At 67.0% G+C, this 12,062-nt stretch carries 6 protein-coding genes; 2 read left to right on the top strand and 4 right to left on the bottom strand.

Annotated elements, in window-relative coordinates:
- A complete protein-coding gene (locus Azoinq_RS13660) occupies positions 1–1,935 on the bottom strand; it encodes a TonB-dependent receptor plug domain-containing protein (RefSeq protein WP_216128353.1) in 1,935 nt (644 codons plus the stop codon).
- Positions 1,936–2,243: 308 nt separating this feature from the next.
- Here Azoinq_RS13660 and Azoinq_RS13655 point away from each other — a divergent pair, with 308 nt between their 5' ends.
- Positions 2,244–3,035, top strand: coding sequence for a glycine zipper 2TM domain-containing protein (locus Azoinq_RS13655; RefSeq protein ID WP_216128354.1), 792 nt, complete (start codon positions 2,244–2,246; stop codon positions 3,033–3,035).
- Positions 3,036–3,436: 401 nt separating this feature from the next.
- Positions 3,437–5,386: a bifunctional tRNA (5-methylaminomethyl-2-thiouridine)(34)-methyltransferase MnmD/FAD-dependent 5-carboxymethylaminomethyl-2-thiouridine(34) oxidoreductase MnmC gene (gene mnmC / locus Azoinq_RS13650; protein WP_216128355.1), complete on the top strand. Its 1,950-nt coding sequence runs from the start codon at positions 3,437–3,439 to the stop codon at positions 5,384–5,386.
- An 80-nt stretch (positions 5,387–5,466) separates the two neighbouring features.
- Here mnmC and Azoinq_RS13645 read toward each other — a convergent pair whose 3' ends face one another.
- The 3 genes from Azoinq_RS13645 to Azoinq_RS15150 form a co-directional block, all read right to left on the bottom strand.
- A complete protein-coding gene (locus Azoinq_RS13645) occupies positions 5,467–5,790 on the bottom strand; it encodes a DUF1294 domain-containing protein (RefSeq protein ID WP_232368498.1) in 324 nt (107 codons plus the stop codon).
- Between the two features lie 12 nt (positions 5,791–5,802).
- Positions 5,803–6,492: a response regulator gene (locus Azoinq_RS13640; protein WP_216128356.1), complete on the bottom strand. Its 690-nt coding sequence runs from the start codon at positions 6,490–6,492 to the stop codon at positions 5,803–5,805.
- 260 nt (positions 6,493–6,752) lie between these two features.
- The gene (locus tag Azoinq_RS15150; RefSeq protein WP_216128357.1) at positions 6,753–11,990 is read right to left on the bottom strand and encodes a PAS domain S-box protein; all 5,238 of its coding nucleotides are present in this window, start codon (positions 11,988–11,990) and stop codon (positions 6,753–6,755) included.
- Positions 11,991–12,062 lie beyond the last annotated feature (72 nt).

Here is a 12,062-nt window from a genome sequence, read left to right as displayed (position 1 = left end):
TCAGAATTCCCGGCTCAGGGAAACCATCAGCTCCCGGCGCATGGCAGTCTGCTGGAAGAAGGGCTGACGGGCAAATTCCTCATGTTCCGGCCCGGTCAGGTTACGACCGGTCAGGGCCACTTCGGTGCGCCGGTCCATCCGATAACTCCAGCGGAAGTCGAAGGTGCCATAGCCGGGCACCCCCCGGGCGGGCATGGGCCCGGCACCCCGCCAGGTCAGATCGAAACGCTGGCGGGCAGATATATCCCAAAGGGAACGGACAAAAGCCTGGCGGGTGGGGAAGCCCCCCTTAAAGGAAATCAGGGAAGGCTGCTGGGGCGTCTGGCTGTATTCCAGGCTTTCATGGTAGAGGGTCAGACCGCTGCGCAGCTGCCAGTTGTCCGCCGCCTGCCAGTCCAGGGCCCATTCCAAGCCGTGGGTAGTGCCCCGGGCATGGTTGTAATAGGACATGCTGAGCTGGGACGGGTTGTAATCGATGGTTTCCAGGTCCGCATAACGGTTGCGGTAAAGGGACAGGTCGGAAGCCAGGGTGGGGGACAACTGGGCTCGCCAGCCCCCTTCCTGGCTGATCAGGGTTTCCGAGCCAAAATCCGGATTGCCCTGGACCGGCACGGCGCTGATGCCCTGGCCGCCGTAGCGGATATTCCGGTCCACCTGGTTGCCGGCCCGCACCGCCCGGGCCGTACCGGCCCACAGGGTGTGCCCGGCGGCCGGGGTCCACACCAAGCGCAGATTAGGCTGGAACTGGGTGCCGGACTGGGGCACATGTTCCACCTTGGCCCCGGCAATGAGCCGCAGACTGGGGCGGAACTGCCATTCGTCCTGGAGGAATAGATTGATCACATTGGCGGTGGAGCTGTCCGGATCGAAGGCCAGCTTGCTGGAACCGATGGAATCAAAGTGATACTGGCGCACCCCGCCGCCCCAGGTGAGGCGATGGAACGGGTTCAATTCCTGGCTCCGTTGCAGATCGAAGTCCGCCACGTTTTCTTCCAGAACGCTGCCAATGGCCGCCTCCTGGCGCCAGGAATAGGCCAGATAGCCCTGCATCTGAACCAGGGAGCCATCCTCCAGCAGGCGGGTCACCCGGCCCTGGAGATGGTGGCCCCGAATATCGTCGGAAGTGGCCAGGGGCATGGGGGCGCCCCCGCTATAACCACTGTAGCCCTCCCCCGTCACCATCCAGGTGGTGCTGCCCGGGGCACTGTCGGCCCGGAAGCCGACCCGGTCGGAACGGGATTCATCCCCGGGGCGATTACTGCCGTTCAGGGAACCGGTCAGATAACGAGTCTGATCCCGATGGTGGCTCTGGCTATAGACCCGCCAGGCGCTGCCATCCTCATTGGTCTGGCCCCAACGCAGCCCCAGCTTGCCCCGTTCCACATTGCCCAGACTGACGCTGGCCAGGCCCCCAGTGGTTTCCTGGGCGGTGCGGGTGACGATATTGATCACCCCATTCACCGCATTCACCCCCCACAGGGCCGCTCCCGGCCCCCGGATAATTTCGATGCGGGCGATGTTGTCCAGGGGAATGTCATTGGCGTCCCAGAACACCCCGGAATAGACCGAGTTGTAGATGCTGCGCCCATCCACCATGACCAGGAGCTTGCTACCGAAAAAGCCGTTCATGCCCCGGGAGGAAACGGCCCAGCGATTGCCATCCAGCTGGGCCACATGGAGACCGGGCACCAGCCGCAGTAGATCCGGCAGGGAAGTGGCGGCCATGCGCTCAATGTCTTCCCGGCGCAGCACGGTGGTGGCCGCCGGCGCATCGGCCAGCTCGGAGGGATGCTTGAGTACGGAACTGACTTCCGTGGTGAGCAACTGCTCGATGGGCAGGGACACCAGATCCTGCTCCAGCCCGCCCCCCTCCTGGCCCCAGGCCAAAATGGGCAGACAGATCCCGCACCAGACCAAGTACCCCCGCAAGGTCATAACCGTTCCCTGAAATATTGGTATTGCGGTCCGGCCCCCAATGCCGGACTCATATGGGGAAGGGATTGTAACGGCCCCGGGCTATGACAAAAAGAAGTCCGGCCCAATTTTTTTCCCTGTTACATTTCCCTACCCCACTCTTTTCCTTATTCTTCATAGGCTTAAGCAAAAAATCCGCCCTTACCCTCTGGCCGCCCCTTTTCTTCCCGCCGGGATACAGGTGTAAGGATTTGTTTCCCCCGTCCGCCCCGCCCCCCTTCCCAGCGTTAGGGAGACAATGATTACGGACTTCCCTTGGAGAACAGCTCATGGATAGCAGTGCCACCACCAGCCTGTTGGTAAAAATCGCCGCCGTTTCCGTCACCGCCGTCAGTCTGGCGGGGGTGGGGGTACTCACCGGCGTTCTGCCCACCCCGGGAGGCCAGGCCCCGGCAGTCAGTACCCCGGTCCCGGTGGCAGCCCCGGCGGCCAGCACCGCAGCCAGCACCTCGCCCCAGGCCGCCACCCAAACGGCGCCCCAGCCCCCCCTTCCCCCTTTACCCAGTGCGGCCACTCCGGCAGCGGCCGCTGCTTCCGCCGCCCCCACTCCCCGGCCCGTGGCCCAGGCCCCCGTCCATCGGGAAACGGCGGCGCACAAACCCCACACCCAGGAGACTGCCAAGTCCAGCCATAGCAATCGCAGGGATGCCAACACCCCGCCGCCCGCCACGGAACCGGGCCGGATCGCCCAAATTCCGGACAGCGCTACGGCGGCCAAGCCCGCTCCCTGCAACGAATGTGGGGTGGTGGATAACATTGAAGCGGTAACCAAGCCCGGCCAGGGCAGCGGTTTGGGAGCCGTGGCCGGCGGTGTGCTGGGCGGCATTCTGGGCCATCAGGTGGGCAACGGCTCGGGCCGGGATCTGGCCACCCTGGCGGGAGCCGTGGGCGGCGCCTTCGCTGGTAACCAGGTGGAGCGCAACCACCGCAGCACCCAGGAATACCGGATCACGGTCCGCTTCCAGGACGGTTCCAGCCGCAGCTTCAGCCAAAGCAGCCAGCCGGGCTGGCGCATCGGCGACCGGGTCAAGGTGGTGGACGGAAGCTTGCAGCCCTATTAGGAGATCGGTGGTGGGCCGGTGATAGACCGGTGGGGGAAACGGTGGAGGGCCGGTACAGCGGCCCCTCCCCACTGGTTCAGGCAGGCAGAAAAGCACCAGGGGTATTGGCGGGGCCCGGCAACGGCGCCCCGCCTTTTTTCAAGGGAAGCCCTAGGCAGGTGGCGCTATTCGGTCCCCCAAAGGGGCCTTCCTAAAAATCAGCGAGACAGGGGCATTTCCCCCGGCTAGAAAGCAGGCGGAGCGAGGACAAGGGGAAAACCCGGGGACCTCCGGGCAACCGCCCCCGCGGCAGGGAGGCCCAGCGCGTAACACCAGGGTTTAAGCCTGGAGACATAGGGGATGCCCCCTCTACCCCGGGGGGCCGGAGCCCGGCCTGTCGGGTTGTGCGACAATTCAGCCCCATGAGCGACTTGCCCCCCCTGCCTTTCCCGCCCCTCCAACCTGCCCGCCTGGAACGCACCGATACGGGGGTGCCCTATTCCACCGCCTACGGGGACGTTTATCACTCTGCCTCCGGCGCCGTGGGTCAGGCCCAGCATGTCTTCCTTCACGGCAATGGCCTACCGGAGCGGTGGCAGGGGGAAGAGCGCTTTGTCATCCTGGAAACCGGATTCGGCCTGGGTCTCAATTTCCTCGCCACCTGGGCCGCCTGGAAGGACGATCCCCGGCGCTGCCAGCGCCTCCATTTCGTTTCCGTGGAAAAACATCCCTTCCGCCGGGAAGATTTGGCCGAACTGCACCGGACCTTTCCCGAATTCGCTCCCCTGGCGGCCCAATTGCAGGGGGCCTGGCCCCTCCTGGTGCCCGGCCCCCAGCGCCTGCATTTTGAGGGGGGACGGGTCACCCTCACCCTCTATCTGGGGGATGCCTTAAGTTTCTTGCCCCAGCTCCGGGTGGGGGCCAACGCCTTTTACCTGGACGGTTTTTCCCCGGCCAAGAATCCGGAACTGTGGTCCGACTATCTCTTCCGGGCCCTCTCCCGCCTGGCCGCCAAGGACGCCACCCTGGCCACCTGGTCCGTGGCGGGCGGGGTACGGGACGGGCTCAAGGCCGTGGGCTTTGTCAGCGAAAAGGTGCCGGGCTTTGGCACCAAGCGGCAGATGCTCCGGGGCCGCTACCGGGGCCCCAGCCTGGGGGACCCGGGCGTTAGCGGACGGCGGGTGCTGGTCATCGGCGCCGGATTTGCGGGCACTTCCGTGGCGGAACGTCTAGCCGCCCGGAACTTTGCCGTGACCCTGGTGGATCAGGCTGACGGGCCGGGTCAGGGGGCATCGGGCAACCGGGTGGGAGTGCTGCGCCACCAGCCCAGCCTGGACGACAACCGCTTAAGCCGCCTCACCCGGGCCGCTTTCCTCTACACCCGTAGTCATTTGCAGCAACTGTCCCGGGAAGGCCTGCCGGTCCATTGGGGCGCCTCGGGGGTCATCCATCTGGCCCGGGATGGGGCCCATGAGGCCCTCCAGGCTCGCACCGTGGCCCACCAGCAGCCGCCTGAGGAATATCTCCAATACCTGGACCGGGAAGCAGCCAGTGCCCGTATCGGCTGGCCCGTGGACCACGGGGGCTGGTATTTCCCCCTGGGGGGCTGGGGCGTCCCCCCCTCCTTGTGCGCCGCCAATCTGGCCCGCTGGGAGGGCGCCATCACCCCCCGCTATGGACAACGGGTGGAACGGCTGGAATACGCCGCCGGCGCCTGGCGGGCCCTGGACCCGGACGGGCGGACCATCGCCGAATGCGAAACCGTGGTGCTGGCCAATGCGGCGGACGCCAAGCGGCTGGCTGGCGCCCATGGCTGGCTACCCCTTTCCCCAGCCCGGGGCCAGGCCACCCTGATTCCCGAGGGTCAGACCCCGCCCCTGGACATGGTGGTCTGCGGCCAGGGCTACATCACTCCGGCCTACGAAGGCCTGCGGGTCTGCGGCGCTTCCTTCCTGGCCGGGGACGAAGACGAAGCCCTGCGGCTCACGGAGCAGCGGGACAATCTGGACAAGCTCCAGACCATTCTGCCCGGCTTCGCCCCCCACCTGACCCCCGCCCAGCTGGCGGGCCGGGTGGGCTTCCGCCCCATTTCCCTGGACCGTATGCCCATGCTCGGGCCCCTGCCGGAAAACGGACCGCCCCCGGCCAACGCCCGCCTGGTGACCCTGCCCCGCCGCCCCGGCCTGTGGCTGGCCAGCGGCTTCGGCGCCCGGGGCTTCGTCCTCTCCGCCTTAGCCGGGGAATTTCTCGCCAGCCGCTTGGCCGGGGACCCCTGGCCCCTTGAACGGGAACTGGGGGAAGCCCTGGACCCGGGCCGCTTTCAGCTCCACCAGCAGCGCCACCCCATGCCCGAAGACGTGGATAAGGAATAAGGCCCAAGGTAGGCCAAGGGCGCGGTAAGACTTCATAAGACTTCGGCGGGGCAGAAGACAGTAGGCCGGAAACCCCGGCCTCAACGACGCCACAGAAACCAGGCGGCCCAGCCCAGGCCATGGCCCGCCACGGACAGCCAGAAACGGGCCTGAAAGCCCGGTTTGCGGGTTTTGTGATGGAAATAACGCTGGGCCAGCCAGGCCCCGGGCCATCCCCCCAGCCAGCCCAGAAGAATGAGCCGGGTTTCCGCCGTACGCCGGTCCCCCCGGCGGGCCGCCCCCTTGTCCCCACCATAGGCCCCCAGGGCCACCAGACTCCACATCCCATACCAGGCGGCCACCCCCAGTCCGTTCAGGGCGCCCGCCCTGTCCCAGGTAACCCCCAGCCCTTCCAGCCCAAGCATGGCTGAGGCTCCTTACAGGGCGCCCACGGGTACTCCGGGAACGGCGGCCGCCTCCGGTGCCCGCCCCCGGGCCTGCCAGGTTTCCAGGCCGATGGCCTGGAGCCGGTCGAAGGGGGGCGGTTTGTTAAACACGGCCACCCCAGGGGGCATGCCCCCGTAGCTATCCCAGGTCTCCGGCTCCAGGGACGTAATGGCCACCACCCGGGTATCCGCCAGCAGGGGGTCCCCCTTGATGGCCCGGAGCAGGCGAAAACCGTCCATGCCCGGCATGCGCAGATCGGTTACCACCAGATCGGGCCGCAGCTGGCCAATGAGCAGCAGGCCCTGGTACCCGTCTTCCGCCAGATGCAATTCCACGGGAAAGGGCCAGCGACCAAATTTGGCCTCGTAAAGCTTCAGGTAGATAGGGTCATCTTCCACCACCACCAGGCGCAGAGGCACGGGAGACGGGGTTGCCACGCCTTCGGCGGTGGCGGCCTGGGCCCCCTGGCCTTTCCGGGGAGCGCTGCCCGCCCCCTCCTGGGCCCGCTGGCGCATCAGACTGGCCACCGAATCCATATCGATGCGCCGATGCCCGCCGCTGGTCTTCCAGGCCTGGAGAATGCCTTCTTCCACCCAGAGCTGAACGGTGCGGACGGATACGCCCAGACGGTTGGCCGCCTCCCGGGTAGTCAGGTAGGCGAGGCGGGGATGGGCTGGCATGGAGAAATCCTGGTCGGGATAAAAAGGGGAGCGGGGGGCGGCACGAGGAAAAGCGGGCCCCGCCCCGGAGTCCGGCCTGGATGGCCGCCGCTCCGGAGAAATGCCCCCCTGCTCCTCCCGCCTTTTCCGTCTCCGGAAAAAGTCAGTTTTTTATCAATTTTTTCCATTTTAAAGCCTCTCCGCCTTCCTGACCACGCTCAAGGACACCCGGGGAACCCGCTAGGACATTGTCAATCCACCAAAGACGCCCCTTTCCCGGCTCAGGAGGCCCGGCTGGCCGCCCCCCGGGCCAGGGTCACCAAGGCTTCCAGCAGGGGGACCACGGCTTCGAAATCAAAATCCCGCAGTTCCCGCAGGATGGGCTGGAAAGCCCCGCCCCGCCCCGCTTCCAGCAAAGCCGGCGCCAAGGCCTCGGCCCACTCCAGGGCTTCCCCCCGGCTGTCCCGACAGAGTTCCAGCAAGGCTTCCAGCCGAGCCACCAGATCCCCAGACAGGGGCAAGCCGGCAATGGCGGCTCCCGGGATGCCAGAGGGCCCGGGCTGCACCGCCTCCGGCGCCGTCAGAAAAGCCTGGATGCCGTCGCAAAGCCCCTGCAAGGCCAGGTCCAATTGCCCGGCCAAGGCTTCCCAGGTAGCGGGGCTCTCCCCTTCCTGGCGCAGGGCGCGCTCCAGGGTCTGGGCCAGGGATTGGATGGGCCGGGCCGACAGGGTACCCGCCATACCCTTCAGGGAATGGGCCAGGAAACCGGCCTGCTGCCTATCCCCCCGGGCCAGGGCGGCGCCAATGCGCTGGCCGCCGTCCCGCCATTTCAGGGTTTCCTCCAGCACCCGGCGGAAAAGCTTGGCTTTGCCGCCCATGCGCCGCCAGGCTTCCGCCCCGTCCAGACCGGGCAGGCAGGCGGACCAATCCGGCTCGGCCCCCTCCGGCACCAGGGACAGGGGGGAGGTTTCCGGCCCCGTCACCGCCGTCCCATCCACCGTGGCCAGCACCAGGGCCGGGCGCCGCTCCACCGGGGGCGCCGGCGCCCGTACCTGGGCCTGAGCCGGGGTAAGCCAATGGCCCAGGCAGGCGAACAGCCGTTCCGGGTCCACCGGCTTGGCCAGATGGTCATTCATGCCCGCCGCCAGACACTGGGCCATTTCCTCCGGCTGGGCGTGGGCGGTCAGGGCTATCACGGGCAGTCCGGCCAGGGCCGGGCGGCTACGGATAGCCCGGGTGGCAGCCAGGCCGTCCATGACCGGCATCTGCACGTCCATCAGCACCCCATCAAAGGGCGGCGGCATCTGTTCCAGGCGTTGCAGGGCCTGTTCCCCATCCCCCACCACTTCCACCCGGGCGCCGGCTTCCTGGAGCAAATCCCGGATCACCATCTGATTCACCGGATTGTCTTCCGCCACCAGCAGGCTCACCCCCAGCAGGGGCCGATCCCGGAGCGGCAGGGGGGACCAGCCCCCGTCCCGGCGCTGAACCAGGGCCAGCAGGGCTTTTTCCAGCCCCAGGGGGGTAACAGGGCGGCTCAGAATGGCCCAGTGGGCGGGCATGTTTTCCAGGCCTTCGGGACAATCCGCTCCGCCCCCCAGGAGCAGCACCGGGGGGCAACGCCCAGGAGGCAGGGCCCCCAGGGCCGCCAACAGCGCCCCGTCCCCCAGATCGGGCAGACGGCTGTCCAGCACCAGACAGAAAGGCTGGCGAGCGCCGCTGCGCAGGCGGGCCAGGAGCGCGAAGCCGGTGTTTTCCACTTCCACCCGCAAGCCCCATTGGCCCAATTGGCGGGCAATACTGTGGCGGCTGGCAGCCAGGGGCTCCACCAGCAGGGCCGTGGATTCCGCCAAGCCCTGCAATTCCGGCGCCTTAACGTGGGCTTCGGGAAAGGCGAAGCGGGCCCGGAAGGTGAACTCGCTACCCTCCCCTACCCGGCTGCTGACCCGAATGCCGCCTCCCATGAGCTGGGCCAGCTGGCGGCAGATGGCCAGGCCCAGGCCCGTACCGCCAAAGCGCCGGGTGGTGGAGGCATCCGCCTGCTCAAAGGGCTCGAACAGGCGGGCCAGCTTGTCTTCCCCGATGCCGATGCCCGTGTCCGTCACGGCGAAATCCAGGGTCACCCCCAGGCTGTCTTCCCCGTCCTCTTCCGGTACCGCCGTCACGGTAAGACCCACGGTGCCCGTGGCAGTGAATTTCAGGGCGTTGCCCAACAGATTGGTAAGGACCTGTTCCAGGCGTAGGGCATCCCCCACCATGCGCTCCGGCACTTCCGGCGCCAGATTGCAGACCAGTTCCAGGCCCTTTTCCAGGGCTTTTTCACTGAATAGGCCCAGCACCCGTTCCAGGGATTCCCAAAGGGAAAATTCCCCGTGTTCCAGGCCCATTTTTCCAGCCTCAATTTTGGAGAAATCCAGCACATCGTTCACGATGCCCAGGAGATTGTTGGCCGCGCCGTGGACCTTTTGCAGATAGTCCTGCTGCTTGGGGGTGAGGGGGGTGCCCAGGGCCAAATGGGAAAGACCCAGGATGGCATTCAGGGGGGTGCGGATTTCATGGCTCATATTGGCCAGGAAATTGGATTTAGCCTGGGCCAGTTCCAGGGAGCGGGCGGCGGCCTCTTCCATGGCCTGCTGGGCCAGGCGTCGCTCCGTCACATCCGTGCCCAGCACGGCAAACTGGACTACCCGGTCCCCTTCCCCCAGGATGGGCTGGACTTCCAGATCCAGCCAGGCGGGGCGGCCGCTCTTGCAATACACCGCCAGTTCCTCCCGGGTCCGGCGCCCCTCGGCCAGGCATTGGTGGAAGCGGGACTGGGCGGCCCGGTCCGTTTCCGGCCCGCTCAGGAGCTGGGCCGGTTCCCGGCCTTGGACATCTTCCAGGGTATAGCCGCTCAGGGCGGTAAAGCCCTGGTTGATCCACTCGATTACCCCTTCCCGGTTGAGGATCATCAGGGTGTTGTGGGTGGAGCCGGCCACCAGGGCCAGACGGCGCCGCTCCTCTTCCTTGGCGAAGACTTCGCTCACGTCCTGGACCAGCACCAGGCACCGCTCCCGGCCATGGATGGTGACCCGCCGGGCCCGGAGTTCCAGGCGCAGCAGCTGGGCATCCCCCTGGCGCCGCACCGCCAGGGGGATTTTCCCGGCCTCCGGTGCCAGGGCCCGCTGCAACAATTCCTGCCAGTCGGCCGCCGGGATTCTTTCCCGGCTGTCCGGCTCCAGGCGCCAGGCCCGGCCCAGATCGGCCTCCGGCAGGGCATCCCGCTCCAACCCCAGGAGGGCGATGCAGGCCGCATTGGCCTCGCCGATGGCCAGGGAATCCGGGTCCACCACCATCACCCCGTCCTGGACCCCGTCAAACAGGGCCCGCACATAAATGCCGTTTTCCCGCAGGCTTTCTTCCATGAGGCGGCGTTCGGCGATCTGGGCCTGGAGCAGCTGATTCTTGCCTTCCAGTTCCTCGGTGCGGGAACGCACGGTAGCTTCCAGCATCTCCCGATGCCGGGCCAGGGCCCCTTCCGCCGCCTTGCGCTCGCCGATGTCCCGGGCATAGACGAAGAGCAGGGCCCGCTCGTCGAATTCCAGATAATCCACGGTCATTTCCACCGCCAGGGCCTGGCCGTCGGGCCGCCACAGCCGGGTTTCCCGGGTCATGCCGCCGCCCTTGCCCGCCTGGCGCCAGAAATCTTCCCAGCTTTCCGCCGTCAGTTCCCCATCCACCTCCCAGGCGTATTCCCGGCGGTTCTGGCCTTCCCGCTCCACCAGTTCCCGGGCCGCCTGGTTGTAGTAGACGATGCGGCCGGAGCGCTCCACCCAGTACATGAGTTCCCGGGCGTGATCGATGGAATAGCGGGTAAGTTGGAGGTCTTTCAGGGTCAGGATCAGGCTGGTCACGTCCGTCCCCGCCACCACCACCCCCTGGGCCTGGCCCTGGCTGTCCGTCAGACGGCGGCAACGCCACTCCAGCCAATGGACTTCCCCATTCCGGTCTTCCAGGCGGGAGAGGGCGCCGGACAGCTCCCGCACCTCCCCGGAAAGGAGGCGCCGGATTCGTTCCGCCGCCGCTTCCTGATCTTCCCCGTGCTGAAAGAAGTAGGAAGACCAGATCTGGTGGCGGGCCTGTTCCTCTTCCCCGCCCAGCAGTTCCAGGCCTTTGCGGTTGAGGCGAAGAATGCGGCCCTCCCGGTCCAGGATGGTGATGACCACATCCACGATGTCCAGATAGGTATCGGCCAGATGCTTGGCCTGCTCCGAGGCCTGGAGGGCTTCCCGGATGTCGGAAATATCCAGATCCGCCCCCTGAACCCGCAGGGGCCGCCCCGTCCCGTCCCGCTCAATGCGAGCGGCAAAGCGGATATAACGCAGGGCCCCGTCCCCCCGGAAAATCCGGAATTCCCCGGAGAAATCCCGCTCCTGGGAAGCCAGCAGGCCTTCCCAGCGAGTCAGCAGGGCCTCCCGGTCCTCCGGATGGACCTGGGTGGACCAGGTTTCCAGGGTGGTGGGGGCGACACTGGGGGGCTGGCCGTAAATGGCGTGTTGGCGCTCATCCCAGAACAGCAGGCCGGTGGCCTGATCCCAGTCCCAAATCCCAATGCCGCTGGCCGCCACCGCCAGCTGGCGGCGCCGTTCGCTTTCCCCCAGGGCGGTTTCCTGATGATGGCGTTCCGTAATGTCTTCCACCTGGGCCAGGAGAAATTCCACCCGACCCTGGCCATCCCGCACCGCCGCCGCCCGGACCTGGGCCCAGAGCACCTTGCCATCGGGACGCAGGTAGCGCTTTTCCAGGCGGTAACTGTCCTGGGAACCGGACAGCAACTGTTCCAGCAGGGGCTGCTGGGCCGCCCAGTCCTCCGGATGGGTCAGGCTGGCCACGGTTTTCCCCACCAGGGCGCCCGCCGGGTAGCCGGAAAGCCGCCCCAGGGCCGGATTGGCTTCCAGAATCACGCCCTGGGGCGTGAGCAGGGCGATCCCCAGGGGGGATTGCTCTACCGCCTGGCCGTAGCGCCGTTCCCGTTCTACCAGAGCCCGATGGGCCGCCTCCCGGCCACTCACATCCCGCAACAGCAGGGTGACGCCCCCGTCCGTTTCCCGGGCCACGGGCCAGGCTTCCAGGGCCAGGGCCCGCCCCTCCTCGTCCCGACCCTCAACCAACACCACCCCATCCGCCGAGGAAGCCGCCACCAGCAGGCGTCCCAGCCAGGGGAAACGCTGCCCCACGATCTGGGCGTCCAGCCCCGGGAAATAGGCGCTTTTTTCCCCCAGACGGGTCGCCAGCAAGGGAGACACGGCCTTGATCCGGCCTTCGCCGTCCAGGCTTAAGGCCAAGCCTGCCCAGGCCTGACGCCCGGGCAGATGACGGCGCCACCACAAAGTGGCCCCAAAGGCTGCCAGCCCCATGCCGAACCAGGCCAGCAGAACCGCTCCCAGCCCCCCCTGGCCCAGGCTGTCCCAGACCAGGGCGCCCCCTACCAGCCCCACGCCCCCCGTCAGAACGGCGGAGATCAGCCAAGTTTTAGTCATGCGGCCTCCTGGAAAGGGGGATTAGGGAAAAAGGGGGAAAGAAGTGCGAAAGCCCCCAGGTCGCCCCCCGCA

It is taken from the genome of Azospira inquinata (genome assembly GCF_018905915.1).
GTDB lineage: Bacteria > Pseudomonadota > Gammaproteobacteria > Burkholderiales > Rhodocyclaceae > Azospira > Azospira inquinata.
This window is presented reverse-complemented; position numbering and strand designations above follow the sequence as displayed.